This is a genomic window from Paraburkholderia guartelaensis (assembly GCF_004353905.1).
GTDB classification, from domain to species: domain Bacteria; phylum Pseudomonadota; class Gammaproteobacteria; order Burkholderiales; family Burkholderiaceae; genus Paraburkholderia; species Paraburkholderia guartelaensis.
Map to the genome: position 1 here is coordinate 19,014 of NZ_SMOD01000012.1, position 15,434 is coordinate 34,447.

Annotated in this window: 14 protein-coding genes; 12 read left to right on the forward strand and 2 right to left on the reverse strand. The window is 61.5% G+C overall.

What is annotated here, in order from left to right; genetic code table 11:
* Positions 1–305: 305 nt before the first annotated feature.
* From E1N52_RS17120 to E1N52_RS17135, 4 genes are all read left to right on the forward strand, one after another.
* A complete protein-coding gene (locus E1N52_RS17120) occupies positions 306–2,129 on the forward strand; it encodes a S10 family serine carboxypeptidase-like protein (protein ID WP_133183945.1) in 1,824 nt (607 codons plus the stop codon).
* A 123-nt stretch (positions 2,130–2,252) separates the two neighbouring features.
* The gene (locus E1N52_RS17125) at positions 2,253–2,612 is read left to right on the forward strand and encodes a 2-oxoglutarate dehydrogenase (RefSeq protein ID WP_205965630.1); all 360 of its coding nucleotides are present in this window, start codon (positions 2,253–2,255) and stop codon (positions 2,610–2,612) included.
* Between the two features lie 23 nt (positions 2,613–2,635).
* Complete coding sequence (locus E1N52_RS17130) at positions 2,636–3,268, forward strand: hypothetical protein (RefSeq protein WP_133183947.1); 633 nt, start codon at positions 2,636–2,638, stop codon at positions 3,266–3,268.
* A gap of 204 nt (positions 3,269–3,472) precedes the next feature.
* Positions 3,473–4,042, forward strand: a complete 570-nt coding sequence (locus E1N52_RS17135; RefSeq protein ID WP_133183948.1) for a hypothetical protein — start codon at positions 3,473–3,475, stop codon at positions 4,040–4,042.
* Positions 4,043–4,151: 109 nt separating this feature from the next.
* Here the strand turns inward: E1N52_RS17135 and E1N52_RS17140 are convergent, their stop codons facing one another.
* Complete coding sequence (locus E1N52_RS17140; protein ID WP_133183949.1) at positions 4,152–4,625, reverse strand: YMGG-like glycine zipper-containing protein; 474 nt, start codon at positions 4,623–4,625, stop codon at positions 4,152–4,154.
* Between the two features lie 342 nt (positions 4,626–4,967).
* Here E1N52_RS17140 and E1N52_RS17145 point away from each other — a divergent pair, with 342 nt between their 5' ends.
* The 5 genes from E1N52_RS17145 (at position 4,968) to E1N52_RS17165 (ending at position 10,273) form a co-directional block, all read left to right on the forward strand.
* The gene (locus tag E1N52_RS17145) at positions 4,968–5,201 is read left to right on the forward strand and encodes a hypothetical protein (protein WP_133183950.1); all 234 of its coding nucleotides are present in this window, start codon (positions 4,968–4,970) and stop codon (positions 5,199–5,201) included.
* Positions 5,202–5,338: 137 nt separating this feature from the next.
* The gene (locus E1N52_RS17150) at positions 5,339–6,406 is read left to right on the forward strand and encodes a LacI family DNA-binding transcriptional regulator (protein WP_133183951.1); all 1,068 of its coding nucleotides are present in this window, start codon (positions 5,339–5,341) and stop codon (positions 6,404–6,406) included.
* A 72-nt stretch (positions 6,407–6,478) separates the two neighbouring features.
* Positions 6,479–7,453, forward strand: coding sequence for a substrate-binding domain-containing protein (locus tag E1N52_RS17155; RefSeq protein WP_133183952.1), 975 nt, complete (start codon positions 6,479–6,481; stop codon positions 7,451–7,453).
* Positions 7,454–8,974, forward strand: coding sequence for a sugar ABC transporter ATP-binding protein (locus E1N52_RS17160; protein ID WP_133183953.1), 1,521 nt, complete (start codon positions 7,454–7,456; stop codon positions 8,972–8,974).
* A gap of 24 nt (positions 8,975–8,998) precedes the next feature.
* Positions 8,999–10,273, forward strand: a complete 1,275-nt coding sequence (locus E1N52_RS17165) for an ABC transporter permease (RefSeq protein WP_133183954.1) — start codon at positions 8,999–9,001, stop codon at positions 10,271–10,273.
* A 77-nt stretch (positions 10,274–10,350) separates the two neighbouring features.
* Here E1N52_RS17165 and E1N52_RS17170 read toward each other — a convergent pair whose 3' ends face one another.
* The gene (locus E1N52_RS17170; protein ID WP_246089102.1) at positions 10,351–10,692 is read right to left on the reverse strand and encodes a BON domain-containing protein; all 342 of its coding nucleotides are present in this window, start codon (positions 10,690–10,692) and stop codon (positions 10,351–10,353) included.
* Between the two features lie 811 nt (positions 10,693–11,503).
* Between E1N52_RS17170 and E1N52_RS17175 the strand changes: the two genes are divergently transcribed.
* From E1N52_RS17175 to E1N52_RS17185, 3 genes are all read left to right on the forward strand, one after another.
* Positions 11,504–12,658: a porin gene (locus E1N52_RS17175; RefSeq protein ID WP_133183955.1), complete on the forward strand. Its 1,155-nt coding sequence runs from the start codon at positions 11,504–11,506 to the stop codon at positions 12,656–12,658.
* A gap of 214 nt (positions 12,659–12,872) precedes the next feature.
* Positions 12,873–13,964 (forward strand): LacI family DNA-binding transcriptional regulator, encoded by a 1,092-nt coding sequence (locus E1N52_RS17180; RefSeq protein WP_133183956.1) that lies wholly within the window; start codon positions 12,873–12,875, stop codon positions 13,962–13,964.
* Between the two features lie 174 nt (positions 13,965–14,138).
* A complete protein-coding gene (locus tag E1N52_RS17185) occupies positions 14,139–15,386 on the forward strand; it encodes an ABC transporter substrate-binding protein (RefSeq protein ID WP_133183957.1) in 1,248 nt (415 codons plus the stop codon).
* The last annotated feature ends 48 nt before the right edge of the window (positions 15,387–15,434 follow it).

Below are 15,434 nucleotides of genomic sequence, written 5' to 3' on the forward strand. Positions count from 1 at the left end.
CTAGGCCTTGACAAAGTACTGCGACGCCTCCTATTTTTCCTCTGCCATCTTTCATTACCAAATATTTCCCGTGTAATCCCGTCGGCGAAACTCAATGATTTCGCCCGATGCTCTATGGATTATTTAGGCATCCATAGTAAATAGATATTGCTTAAATTGAATCGACTTTGTCAGGAATGGAAAGTTAAATGTCAGCCGCTGTGTGCTGGTAATTGCGTTTGAATTTCGACGCCTTTTTCGAGGTGTTTTTACCGGCAAACGCGGCCCCCGCGTAGTGTGACGTCATCATTCGAAGGGGTATAACAATGCATCCGGACAGTAAACCCAGTGTGGGCTTCAGCCGCAGTCGGAGCCAGCTGTGCCACGCCGCCGCAATCGCCATTGGCGTGCTGATGCTGGCGGGTTGCGGCGGTGGCGATGGCAGCCCGACCTCGTCTGCCGCGAGCGCGATGAACCAGGTATCGGCAAGCGCGAAAGCCGCCGCGCAAAATTCAAATTCGCCAAACGCCAACCAGCCTTATACCGACCCGATCGCCTACTCGCCGAACGCTACCGATGGCCTTGCCGCGTCGCAGGTCGCCGAAAAGGCCGCGATCATGCATTACCAGTGGACCTCGGGCAAGACGACGATCAACTACACGACGACAACCGGCCATTTGACGGCTTCGGACGCGAGCGGCAATCCGGAGGCGACAATGTCGTATGTCGCCTATACCGCGCCGAGCACGAACGGTTCGCCGCGGCCCGTGACGTTTATCTATAACGGCGGCCCGGGTTCTTCGTCGATCTGGCTGCGTCTCGGCTCGTTTGCGCCAACGCGTGTCGCCACTCCCGATCCGCTGCTCACGAACTGGCCAAACTTTCCGCTCGTCAACAACGCAGAGAGCCTGATCGATACGACGGACATGGTGTTCATCGACCCGCCGGGCACGGGGCTTTCGGAGGCCATTCTGCCGAACACGAACCAGAAGTTCTGGGGCTGCGATCCGGACGTGGACGTGATGCGCGATTTCATCAAGCGCTATCTGGCCGTGAATAACCGCAGCAGTTCGCCGATCTATCTCTACGGCGAATCGTATGGCACGCCGCGCACCGACATGCTTGCGCTGGCGCTCGAAGCGGCGGGTGTGCAATTGACCGGCATCGTGCTTCAGTCGTCCATCCTGAACTACTTTGCCGATGCGATCGAGGCGACGGCCATCACGGATTCGACGGCGGGTCTTGTGCTCGATACCGATACGCTCGCAGGTTATTACCCAGGCTACGCCGAGGTGGCCGCGTACTTCAATCTGGTTTCGCCGCCCTTGATCGATCAAGGCCTCTTTGCGCTGCAGTCGGAAATCTTCGCAACGGGCCAGTACCAGCATTTCCGCAAATACGCGCAATCGTGGGTGTTGAGTCAACTCGGCATTCCCGACGCGCTCGGCAAGCCGGTGTTTCCGCCCGAGAAAACGCTGGACTCGTGGCGCTGGCCTTCGAGCCTCACACTGCAGGCGCTCAATGGCTACTTCAACGTGAATCCGTTCAGTAACGAACTGATCCCGGGCACGACTATCGGTCGGTACGACGGGCGAGTCTCGTTGCCGAATTCGGATCCGCGGTTGCAGACCGACGGCGACCCATCGGACATCCTCATCTCGCAGCCGTTCACGACAGCACTCGCCACGCAATTGCCGGACTATCTCGGCTACACGGCGCCGAATGCGACGTACATGCCTTTGAACGACAATATCATCGGGGTCTGGGACTTCTCGCATGATGGCCAGCCATTGCCCGATACGCTGCCTGACCTGCTCGGCGCGATCCAGCTCAATCCGCAGCTGAAGGTGCTTGCAGAGAACGGCTATCACGATCTTGCGACGCCGTTCTTCAATACGGAGAAGCAGCTTGCGCGTCTGCAAACGGTGGCCGGTTTGAGCCCGAACCTGCAGGTCAACTTCTTCCAGGGTGGACACATGATCTATCTGGACGACGTGGCGCGCCCGAAGATGAAGGCTGATCTTGTGAGCTACTATGGTGGTCAACCCATACCATTGGCGCTTTCGCTCTGGACGCTTCCGCAGCCGTGGCCCGACGAGAGTCCCGCGGGTACGCCGATTTCCACGGCAGTCGCTGCAGCGGGCCAATAACGTCACAGGCCGGGGCCTTGCGTCGAGCGTCGATCATCGATAGCCGATCGGGGCCCGCTCCTCACTCATTGAAGGCGAGCGATCATGTCTACATTGAAAAAGCTGTGGTGCATTGCGCCGTTCATGCTTGGCGCGGTTGCTGTGGTCACAACAGGCATTGCCGAGGCAGCAACGCAAGCGGTGGCGCCCGTTCAACTTCCGAAGGGCGGCCACGGTGTGGATGGGCCATTTTTCCCGTCTAACCGGCCAGCACCGCTCACACCTTCCACCGGTACGCAGCTACAGCAACAGGCGCAACAGCGGGTGGAGGCGCGCCTCGGCGCGAATACCGCATTGAGCAACGGCGCTTCGATCACGAAAGCTCAGGCGCAAAGCAGCGGGCTGGGGTATATCTCGCAGCATTTCGATCAGATCGACACGGCGCATACAGGGAGGGTGTCGATGAGCGACGTGCGGCAATATCTGCAGAAACAGGGCCAATGAGGCCGCTAGTCTGTCGCGCTGCAGTGATCGGCGTCGTGGGCGTGCTGGCGGCGGGGCCTGGCGCCCCGGCCAGTTTCGCGCTCGACGCCGTATCCATCGTGCTGCCTCAGGATGCGCCGCACTACAGGGTGGGGGACAACTGGACCTTCGAGCGGTCCGACCCGTTGTCCGGTAAGGGACGAACCTTCACGCAAACCGTGACGTCCGTCCACGCCGATGGCAGCGCATCGCTTCTGATCGGCCCCGGCGGCGGGCATCTGGAACTCACCTCCGAAGCCAATGTGATTCCCAATGGCGCCGACGCGCGTTCCTGCGGGATCGCGCTGCATTTTCCGCTGCGAGCCGGCGAGCGCTATGAGGCGGACTGCATGGCCACCGCTCCTTCAGGCATGAGGGTACAGCGCCGAGCCCAATGTGAAGTGGATGGCGTCGAGACGGTCAAGACGAAGGCGGGCGCTTTCTCCGCGATCAAGATCACGATGAGCGGTGTCTGGCAGCCGCAGTATGGCCCGGGCGGCGGCCCGATGGAGGAGACGCTCTGGTATGCCCCGAGCGTCAAGCGCGTGGTGCGTGAAGAGTTCCAGGGCCGTCTGGCCGGAAGGGGCGCGCCCGCGACGAACGCAATCGAACTGGTGCATTACGATGTGAAGCCGTAGCGCCGCTCTCATCGTATTCGTTTCACACTCAATCTCCCACCGGCTCACTCTCTCCATCAAACGATGGAGGCGCGAGCGTGCGCGGTTCCATAGGCTTAGGAAGCGGAGCGCTGACCGGCAGATGCCGGCGCCTCCGCGGACGACTGCTTTGGCCCGCTGCGCGTTGTGAAGCCAGGCGCCTGATACGGTGACAAGGAGATGACCATGAAGATCAAGTATTCAAGAATTTTGTCGGCAACAGCCTTTGCACTTTTCTCGCTCAGTAGCGCCGCGCAGGCCGGCGGCCTTTGTTCGAACCAAACGTTAAGGGGAGCTTACGGATTTCATGGACACGGCGAAATTCTCGGCCTGCTGGATAGCAACAACAAGCTGCACCCGTTTGCCTCACCGTTGACACTCGATGACGTCGCCATCGTGACGTTCGACGGCTCGGGTAAATTTACGCGTACCGACTTCGGAATGATCAATGGCTTTCCCAAAGGCGGGCAGACTGCCTTCAATCCGTATCAAAGCGGCACCTACACCGTGAACTCCGATTGCACGGGAATCATGAAACTGGTCTATGGCAGCGGCGGGCCGGTGGCGGCCGGTGTCGAGACCGACCTGCAAATCGTGGTCTCCGACGATGGCACGCTCATCGAATCCGTCGTCTACAGAGCCTATTCGCCGTCGTCCGGGCCCACCGCCGACGGCACGACGTGCCCGCCGAATTGCGATCAAGGTGTGCAGGAACAATTCGAGGGCAAGAAGGTTCTGATTTACGGCTTCCGCTAAGCGCGCCTCTTGCTTTCGGAAGGGCCGCGTTGCACGTAGTCGTTTCGTGCGACGTGGTCCTTCCATCTTCGCGATTCTTTACTGCGTTTCTCTTCGATATCTTAGGCGCTTAGCGCAGCGAGTAGCCGCGGCCCTGCATGCAAGCATCCCAGGCCTGCCGATAGCTGGCGAGCGCTTGTTGTTGCGCCGATTCCATCTGTGCGTTCTGCGCCGCTGCGGCACGCTGCTGGTGCCGGTGCGCCACGCCGCCGGCAACCGTGCCGGCCACGGCGCCGATCGCCGCGCCGTGACCCGCGTCGCCCCCGATCGCGCCAGCGGCGGCGCCAATGGCCGCGCCTCCGGCGGCGCCCCTCACGCGTTGACCATTCGGCGCTTGAGCTTGCGGCGCAGCGTTGGCAACTACCGCCGGGTCAATGCCCGTTTTCTCTTTTGCCCACGCATAGCAAGCACCTTCATCGGAACTTTGCTGCTGGGCGCTCTGGCCTTTCGAGGGGTACACGACGATTTGCTGCGCAAGAGCCGGAAGTGCCGTGCCTACGATCAGCATTGCGGCGGGAATAAAAGCGATGCGATTGATTTTCATGGAAAGCGCTTCTCATAGTGGCGTGGATAAGCCGGCAGAGAATATCTTGCGATCGTTCGATAGCGTAGGTGGATGCGTCAAGAAGCGCGTTGTTCCCGTTGATACGTGTCAACGGAGGTGAAAACGAAGCCGAAGTTTACTGGTCGCAGCCGCATTTGATTGATTGGCTTTTGCATAAAGCAGGGAGACGGCATGCGGCAGATATTCTGATTCCCACTCAACTCAATTCGGCTATTGATCAACTACCAGGCAAGCAAGGTGCGTGCACAGCTCTGCACGGCAGCGGCGGGGCCAATGGTACGCTTGAGATTCTCAAGATCACGTGGCTGGAGATTGCCTATCATGAAGCGCTTGTGCTGCGCAGCGTTCCTCGCGTTCCTCGTTGCCGGTTGTGCTTCGTCGTCGCCGCCCGCTGCCGACACCAACAGCTACATGTTGCATTCGCCCTATGGTGCGAACCCGGGCGCACCTGCTTCGAAGCCACCGCGGCTCACGGTGGGCGTGAGCGATCCCGACACCCAGCTGATACTTCCCTGGTTTTTGAACGACATCATCAACTTCGTGAATTACCGCTAGTCCTCCCTCTCGCTGGTGCCCCGGAAAAACCCTCCCTTGAACCCTGAATATCCATTTCCTACTCTATGAAACGTTTCAGTTCCGACGGATAACGGACCGATAACACCAGGCGCATAACCTCAGGCGGACAGACCAGCATGGACGACCGCAAGAAGAGTGCCAGTACGCTCAAGGACGTCGCGAACGCGGCGGGGGTCTCGCTGGGCACGGCGTCGAAGGTGCTCGCGGGCGCTGCGAACGTGAGCGAAGCGCGGCAGCGGCAGGTCTGGGAGGCGGCCCGCAAGCTCGGCTACCGGCGCAATAGTCTGGCCGCCGAATTGCGTAGTTGCCGCTCCACGTCGATTGGTTTTGTCGTCCCCGACCTGACCAATTCGTTCTTCATCGAACTGGTCTGCGCGCTCGAAGACCACGCACTCGAATCCGGTTACCGGCTCATCCTCGCGCACGCCCAGGAGGACCCGGAACGCGAAGCGGAACGCATCCGCTTCGTCCTCTCCCGCCAGGTCGCGGGCATGATCATCATTCCCTGCCACGGTTACGAGCACGCGATCAGCGAACTGCGCGAATGCGACGTGCCGCTCGTGATGGCCGATCGCGTGGACAACAGTTTTCCCGCCAACACGGTCACGACCGACAGTCATCGTGCGGCGATGGACGGCACCGCGCATCTCATCGCGCTCGGTCACCGCCGCATCACGTTCATCGTCAATGCGCTCGACCTCGTGAACAGCCGCGAGCGGGCCCAGGGCTATCAGGACGCGATGGAGCGCGCCGGACTCGCGCAGTACGCCAACGTCGTGGTGTGCGGCATGAGCGATACCGAAAGCCACGCGACGACACTCGGCGTGCTAGCCGCGCGTGAGCGCCCCACGGCGCTCTTCACGGGCGCGAACGTCGCGACGCTTGGCGCGCTGCGGGCGATCCGCGACGCGGGCCTGCAACTGCCCGACGACATCTCGCTGCTTTCCTTCGACGAAGCGCCGTGGATGTCGGTGCTGCGTCCCGGCATCAGTTCCATTCGTCAGCCTGCCGAGGCGATTGCCCGCGGCATCTGGCATCTCCTCCACAAGCAGTTGCTGGGCGAGACCTCCGAGATCGTGCACTTGCGCATGCGTGCCGACCTGCGTGTGCGCGACAGCACGGGCCCGGTGCGGTATGACGAATGGGGCGAGACGGCGCGCGCATCCGCTGCGCCGCCGCTATAACGTTTTATTTTTCGCAGTACCCGAGGCTGGCCGCACGCGCCGCCCGGTTCAGACAACAAAGGAGACAGGGCAATGGACAGTCAACGACGCATTCTGATTGCGGGTCTGGTCGCCGTGCCGCTTGCCGGTGCAGCGGGTCTTCTCGGGACGCTCAGCGCGCCCGCGTTCGGGCAGCAGAAGAAATATCGCTTCGGCTTCTCGCAAGTGACGACGGTCGAGCCCTGGCGCGTGCAGTTCAACAAGGACATGAAAGCCGAGGCCGCGAAGCATCCCGAGGTCGATCTGATCATTGCCGACGCCGGCGACCGCACCGACAAGCAGAACGCCGACATGGAGAATTTCATTGCCCAGAAAATGGATGCGATCTTCATTTCGCCCAAGGAGTCGGCGGGGCTGACAGGCGTGGTGGAAAAGGCCTATAAGGCGGGCATTCCCGTGTTCGTGCTCGACCGCGAGGTGAATGGCGAATCGTATACGCAGTTCATCGGCGGCGACAACGTGCAGATCGGCCGCGAAGCCGGAACATTCATCGTCAAGCTGATGGGCGGACCGGGTCACGCGCAGGGCAATCTCGTCGAGGTATGGGGCGGCTTCGGCGCGCAACCGGCTCACGACCGCCACGACGGCGCGGCGAGCGTGATCGGCAAGGAGTCTGGCATCAAGCTCGTGGGCGAACGCGTGGATTGCGACTGGAAGCAAGACAAGGCGTACGAGTATATGAAGACGGTGTTGCGCGTGAATCCGAAAATCGATGTGGTCTACGGCCACAATGATCCCATGGCCTACGGCGCCTATCTCGCGGCCAAGGACGCGGGGCGCGACAAGAGCATCAAGTTCGTGGGCATCGACGGGTTGCCGCAGGAGGGGGCGACGTGGGTCTCGCAAGGCCTCCTTGCCGGCACGTTCATGTACCCCACGCCTGGCGCCGAAGGCATACGCCAGGCGCTCAAGCTGCTCCACGGCGAAAAGATCCCGAAGAAGGTCACGCTGCCGACCCAGGGCATTTTTGCGGACAACGCCAAGGCGTATATTGCTAGCCACTCCTGAATGAATGCCACTGCCACCGTGCCGCTCATCGAGGCGGCCGGCCTGTCGATATCGTTCAACGGCAGCGCCGTGTTATCGAGCGTCGACTTCGATGTCGTGGCGGGAGAGGTGCATGCGCTCGTCGGCGAGAACGGCGCGGGCAAATCGAGCCTCATGAAGATGCTGGGCGGCCTGTATACGCCGGACAGCGGCACGATACGCGTGCGGGGCGTGCCCACGCGTCTCGCTAGCGTCAACGACGCGATCGATGCAGGGATCGCGGTCATCCATCAGGAACTGAACCTCGTCGATACGCTCTCCGCAGTCGACAACATATTCCTCGGCAAGGAACCGCGCACACGCTGGGGCTTTCCCGACCGGCGCGCCATGCGCACGGCTGCGCGCAACGTACTTGGCCAATTGGGCTTTCGCGCGAGTCCCGACGCGCTGGTCGGCGCGCTGCGGGTGGGCGAAAAGCAACTGGTGGAAATCGCCAAATCGCTGGTGGCCGAAGCACGGGTGTTGATCATGGACGAGCCCACTTCGGCGCTCTCCGACGCGGAGACCCACGCGCTCCTCACGCTCACGCGGCAACTGCGCGAACGCGGCATGGGCATCGTGCTGATCAGCCACCGGCTGGGCGAAGTCTTCGCCGTGGCCGACCGCGTGACCGTGCTGCGCGACGGCCGGCGCATCTCGACGCTGCCGGTCGCGCAGGTGGAGTCCTCGACGGCGCTCGTCTCGATGATGATCGGCAAGGACTTCGCGCCGCCCGAGCGCGGCGCGGATGAGGCGCCGCGTGCTCGCAGCACGAGTGTGGAGGTGCGCGATCTTTCGCTGTGGGGACCGTCGCGCGCGATGGTGCGCGATGTGTCGTTCTCGGTGCGCGCGGGGGAAGTGTTCGGCCTCTCGGGCCTGCTCGGCGCGGGAAAGACCGAAGTGCTCGAGGCCATCTACGGGATCTCGGCCTACCGGCAGGAGGGCGTCATTGCCATCGCCGGGCGGCATCGGTCATTCAGGTCTCCAAATGAAGCAGCGGAATCGGGTCTTGCGTTCGTGACCGAAGACCGTAAGAAGGATGGTCTCGTACTCGACCAGTCGCTTGAAGCGAATTTCGTCCTGCCGTCGTTGCCGCGCGTGCCTGGCTTTCCGTTCTACCGGCGGCGCAGGCTGTGCGGCTGGGCCGCCGAACAGGCGCGCGCCTCGCGGGTCAAGCATCGCAGCGTCGCGCAAAGCGCCAATAGCTTGTCGGGCGGGAATCAGCAAAAGCTCATTATCGGCAAATGGCTGATGACGAAGCCGCGCATCCTGCTGCTCGACGAACCGACGCGCGGCGTCGACGTCGCTGCCAAAGCGGAGATTTACCGCCAGATACTCGACGCGGCGCGCTCGGGCGTGACAGTGCTGATCGCCAGCTCGGAGATCGACGAATTGACCTTGCTGTGCGACCGCATTCTCGTGCTGTGCGAAGGGCGTGCCAAACAGATCGTGCCGCGCAGCGATTTTTCCGGCGACCTGCTGATCAATCTCGCTTCGCCTTGAATCGACCCTGACTGGAGGCTGACCATGCTGCATGTGCAGGACCATGTCGCCGAGCCGGATGCGCCAACGCGCAGGCGTCAAATCAGCACGCTCATGACGCACCTGAAGTACTACCTGGGGCTGATCCTGCTGCTCGTGGTGGGTGCGTTCACCTCACCTCACTCGACTGACGGCAGCAACATCTTTCTTTCCAGTGCCAATATCTCCGATGTGTTTCGCGAGGTCGCCAACGTCGGCGTGATGTCGATCGGCATGACGCTCGTGATCATCACTGCGGGCATCGATCTTTCCGTCGGGGCGATCATGGGGCTGGGCAGCGTGCTGACGGCCATGCTGCTGACGACAGAAGGATGGAACCGGGCGACTTACGCCTCGCTCGTGCTCAATGCGATTGCCGTGTTCTCGATCGTATTCATCGTGCTGGGTGCATGGCGCAGGCCGCAACATTCGCATGGCGCGCACACGGGCGCCGCACGCGCGGTGCGCGGCGGCGTTGCGCTGCTGTGCGCGGCGCTGGCGTGCCTCTATATCGCATTGCACGCGGCGCACCGCATGCCGCTCGCCGGCGTGCTCTGGATCGTGCCGCTCGCGGGCTTCACGGTGGGCAGCATCAACGGCTGGATCATCACGCGTGGGCGCATGCAGCCGTTCATCGTCACGCTCGCAGCAATGGTTGGCGTGCTCGGCGCCGCGCGGTTGATTGCCGGGCAGGACACCGCCGTCTATTCGATTTACAGCGGGACGAACGCGACCGCCGAAATCGAGAATCTGAGAGCGCTGCTGTTCAATCTGATTCCCGTTCCCGCGCTTTTCTTTCTCGTGATTGCGCTGGTCTTCAGCTTTGTGATGAATCGCACGGTGTTCGGCAAATATCTGTACGCGATAGGCGGCAACGAGAAATGCGCCGTGGTTTCAGGACTCGACGTCAACCGCTACAAGATGATGGCGTACGCCATTTCCGGCCTGCTCTCGGCGCTGGTTGGGGTGCTCTATGCAGCACAGTACCGCCAGGGGAAGGCCGATGCCGGGACCGGCTGGGAACTCGATGCGATCGCCGCCGTGGTGATTGGCGGCACGAGCCTTTCCGGCGGCGTTGGTCGTATCTCGGGCACGGTGGCGGGCGTGCTCATATTCGGCTTTCTCGGCAACATTCTGTTGCTCAACGATATCGACAGCAATACCCAGTTAGTCCTTAAAGGCCTGATCATCGTGATTGCCGTGTTTCTGCAGCAGACCGACTATGGGCGCGGCGGCTGGATCAAACGGATCAAACATATGATTGCGCAGCGCGATCAATGAACAAGAAAACGAATAGCGTACGGCGCGCGTACGAAGAAAACTTCGTACGCGCGCCGTTTCATGCAAGCTCGCATATTTCAGCGGCCACGCGCAAGCCAACTGTCCACCGATTGCACGCCCTCGACGGAAGCCGCGCTGCGCTCGGCCAGCGCGACCTGTTCGTGCGCGTCTACCCACCCGAGCAGCGTGACGGTGCCTCCTCGAGCAAAGACAAATATGTGAGAAGTGTTGACGCCATTGCGCGCGAAAGCGACCCGGACGTTGTGCGCGAGTTGCGGGTTGTTTGCGCCCGAGTCGGTTTGAGCCTGAACGGCCGGCACCATGGCGCTGGAAATCAGCAACGCGAGCGTGGAAGTGATGATGGCTTTCACGATACCTCCTTGCAGTGTGGCAAAAGTGCCGGTCACATCCGGCAGCAAGTCTTCCGGTCCTCTTCGAAGCAGGGCCGCGGAAGTCAGAGGGCAAACCCGCCCGCGCGGTGCGCGGTGTAGTGGTCACCGCAATGGCGCGTCGAGGGTTTTGCCGGCCGGGCATGGAACGGCGGTACCGTCGCCCGGCGAAGTTGCGCTGGTGCGTGCTGGTGCATTGCGTTCGGACGGGACGTCGCGCGCGCGACGTGGCGGGGAACAGCGGGAGTCGAGGCGCGGCGTATTGCGTGGCGCGATCGTTTGAAGCCGAAAAGCCCGCGGGATTGAATCAAAGTCCCGCGCTGAGTGCGCTTAACGGCGAATCTCAACTCGTTGCCCGGCAGGGTATACCTTGATCATAGTCGCTATTGCGGAGGCCTGCTTTTGACAGCGCTATCAGCGGAGCTGTAACGCTGCAGACACAACGGCCAAAAGTTTTCGTGTTGTCGTTGCAACTTCACAACATCGAAGCGTCGCGTTTGAAAGCGCTGTCAAGCGCAATTTGGCCGAAGTAGCACGGGTGTTCGGAACACTTCCCTCGCCGAGCATATTTTCCCATACGACCGCAAACGGAGTTGCGAGCTTTGTGACCATAACGGGATGGTCACAAAGCAGGGGCCTACTCCTGGGCCGCGCGGCGCGCAACTGTTATCGGTAACAGAGTTTTCCCTAGCCCGCCGGTTCGATACACGGGGCGGGGGCGTCCCTATAATCGCCTCGAAATGTGATTTGGAGCATTTCAGTGAGGCAGCCTGGTAGGGAACGTGTAGAGCGCACGCGACCTGCGCGGTTTGGAGACGCGAGAATATATATAGGATATCTAATGAAAAAGAAGCTTATTGCATTGTCGGTGATGGCAGCTGCGACGACGATGGCGCACGCGCAGAGCAGCGTCACCCTGTATGGCCGTATCGACAACGGCGTGCAGTACGAAACCGGCCTGCCGGGCGGTAACAAGTTCTCGGCACAGAGCGGCGACTGGGGTTGCTCCTGGTTCGGCTTGCTGGGTTCGGAAGATCTCGGCGGCGGCACGAAGGCGGTGTTCCAGTTGGAAGGCCAGCTCAATACGATGACGGGCGCCTCGGCGGGCAACCTGTTCGGTCGCCACGCCACGGTGGGCTTCAGCAACGACCGCTTCGGTCTGTTCAAGATGGGTAACCTCGGCGCCGGCGAACTCTCGCAGGACAGCTGGGGCGCGGACCCGCAGCTGATGCAGCGTTACGCGATCTCGACGCTGGTGCGCGGCCGTAACTGGGCGAGCACGAGCAACGGAGCCGAATATGATTCGCCCACGCTGTTCGGCGGTCTCGTGTTCAAGGGCCAGTATTCGCTGACCAACAACACGAGCTGGAACTCGGCGCCGGTCAACGCACAAGGCGTGCCGACGGGCCAGGGCCGCACGAACGCGATTGAAGGTATCTACACGTGGGGTAGCGGCGATTTCCGTGTGATCTATGACGAAGTCCGCGGTGCAGACGGTTCGTTCAACAACGTGTATTCGGCTTCGCGCTCGATTCTCGCTGGCGGTACGTACGTGATCGGTCCGGTGAAGATTTACGCTGGCTACCAGCACTTGAGCGCACCGAGCGCCACCAACGCAAGCGTGGGCGTGACCGACGCGTCGCAGCCGGCTGGCGTGCGCGCACCGACGACGGTGGACCACGAGTGGATCGGCGCCGGCTGGCAGGTGAACGACGCTTCGGCGATCACGGCTGCTGTGTTCCATGCGAACGCGAACAACGGCAACGGCAATGCCACGCTGTTCACGCTCGGCACGACGTACAACCTGTCGAAGCGCACGTTCCTGTACGCGGAAGCGGGCTACGTGCACAACAGCTCGACGTCGAACATCAACCTCGGCAACGGCTCGTACGGCAACAACAACTTCGACGCGGCGACGGGCACGTCGTCGAACGACAACCCGAACTACGGCCACAGCCAGACCGGTGTGTTCGCGGGCATCATGCACATGTTCTGATTTGACTTCGCTTTACCCGTAGTTGTTGTGATCTCTTTGTGTTAGGTACTGCTTAATTCTCTCATATAGAGAGGCCGGTGCGATCTCTCCTCCACCCTGGTCGCACCGGCTGCTTTTTCCACGGTTTCTGTTTATTAGTCACATCGAATTCATATCTGAAATCGCTTTTTTCATTGTTTGAAAGCGCTTTCATGGAAACGTTCAGGCGGAACTCATGACCGATGGCACCAACGAAGCACCCGGCGCGCCCAATGTCCAGAGCGGACCCACTCCGGGTCCCAACGTGACGCTGGAAGAAATCGCGCGCGCAGCCGGCGTGTCTCCGAGCACGGTGTCGCGCATCCTGAACGGCACCGCGCGTGTTCTGCCCGAGAAGCAGCGCGCGGTGGAAGAGGCGATCGCACGGTTCAACTATCGCCCAAACGTGCTTGCGCGCAGTCTTGCGAGCGGCCGGACCGAAACCATCGGCGTTCTGACGCAGGCCGTGTCGAGTCCGTTTTACGCCGAGTGGCTGCGCGGTATCGAAGAGGCACTTTCCGAACCCGGGTTCACGCCGATTTTCGTGAGCAGCCGCTGGAATGTCGTCGACGAAAAGGCGCGCCTCGAAGAATTCATCGCGCGCCGCGTGGACGGCATCATTCTGTTGCATGCGCAACTCGACGAACCGACGCTCACCGAATATTCGCGCTACGCGCCCATGCTCGTGCTGGGGCGCTCGGTGCAAAACGGCACGGCGCTGGCGGGCCTGCCGATCGATAACCTGCAGGGCGCACGCGACGCGACCCGCCATCTGATCGAGCAGGGTCATCGAGAGATCGCCTTCATTGCCGGCCCGAGCAGTCACGAAGACGCGATCGAGCGTCTCGACGGCTACCGCATCGCATTGGAAGAAGCGGGGATAGGCTTCGACGCCGATCTGGTCGAGCAGGGCGATTACCTCGAAACCGGCGGGCTCGCGGCCATGGAGCGGCTGCTGGTGCGCCGGCCGTCGTTGAGCGCGGTGTTCTGCGCGAACGACCAGACCGCCTACGGCGCGCGTCTTGCCATGTTCCGCCGCGGCGTGCGCGTGCCCGAGGATGTGTCGCTGGTCGGCTTCGACGATCTGCCGACTTCTTCGTACATGACGCCGCCTCTGACGACGGTACGCCAGCCGACCTATGAAATCGGCCGTCTCGCCGCGCAAGGCATCGTGCAGATGATCCGCAAGCAGCCCATCGCGCTGAGCCCCATTCCGCTCACGCTGGTGACGCGCGAAACGACGCGTCGAATCGGGCCGTCGTTGAGCCCGGGGAGCACTGTTGCTTAAGGTCCGCGTCCAGATCGGATCGTTTTTTTAGTTTTGCTGTGAAAGCGCTTTCAAACAGCGGAGCGCGGCAAGCAGGGCGTCAAGCACTGCACATCAATACAACAGGGGAAGTAGTTCGTAGCAGCAGGGGAGCAATTGAACGTCACTCACAAACGTTTCATCAGGAGACATGTAATGAAATTCCGTTTTTCAGGCACTGCCGCAGCAGTCTTGCTCAGCCTGGCTACCGTGGCTGCACATGCCAACACCACGCTGACTGTCGCGGTGTTTCCGAAGCTCGACCAGGAAATCAAGGACGCGATTCCCGCGTGGAAGAAGCTGCATCCGGACGTCGACATCAAGGTCTCGTCGCTCGCGATCGCCGATCACCACAACGCCATGACCACCGCGCTCGCAACGAGCTCGGACCTGCCCGACGTGATGGCGGTCGAAGTCGGCTTCATTGGTCGCTTTGCAGCGGGCGGCGGTCTCGAGAACCTGGCGAAGCCGCCCTATAACGCCGGTCAGTACAAGAGCCAGTTCATCAACTACACATTCGCACAGGCTACGACGCAGGACGGCCAGATTGTCGGCATGCCGGGCGATATCGGTCCGGGCACGCTGTTCTACCGCAAGGACATTCTCGACAAGGCTGGCGTGACCGAAGCCGACCTGACCAAGTCGTGGGAGTCGTATCTGGCGGCCGGGCAGAAGATCAAGAAGGCGACGGGCGCGTACCTGATGGCGTCGTCGCGCGATATCGAAGACATCTATATTCGCGCTGACCTGAAGGAAGGCGACGGCGTGTACTTCGACAAGGCCGGCAATCCGGTCGTGACGTCGCCGCGCTTCGTGAAGGCATTCGAGCTGGCGAAGAAGGCGCGCGATCTCGGTCTCGACGCGAAGATCACGCCGTGGTCGAACGAATGGGCCGAAAGCTTCAAGCGCGGCACGGTCGCCACGCAAATGATGGGCGCATGGCTCGGCGGCCACCTCTCGTCATGGATCGCACCGGATACGAAGGGCCTGTGGCGCGCAACGAATCTGCCCGATGGCGCTTATGCATCGTTCGGCGGCACCTTCTGGTCGATTCCGGTGAAGGCCACGCAAAAGCAGCTCTCATGGGAATTCATCAAGTTCCTGACGACGCGTCCGGACGAGCAGCTCGCATCGTTCCGCTCGATCGACGCCTTCCCGGCGCTGCTTTCCGCGCAGCACGACGACTTCTTTGCGCAGCCCGTGGCGTTCCTCGGCAACGAGAAGGCTCGCCTGATCTGGCGCGATGCGGCAGCGCACATTCCGGCGATCCAGCGCAGCAAGTATGACCAGGTTGCCGAAGAGGCGGTCCACTCGGCGCTCGACAAGGTGGTCGACAGCAACGAGGACATCAACCAGGCGCTGCAGGAAGCACAGGCTGAAATCACGCATCGTATCCGCCGTTAAGCGGTTCTGATGAAACGGCGCGGCACCCATCGCCGCGCTTTGAAGCCC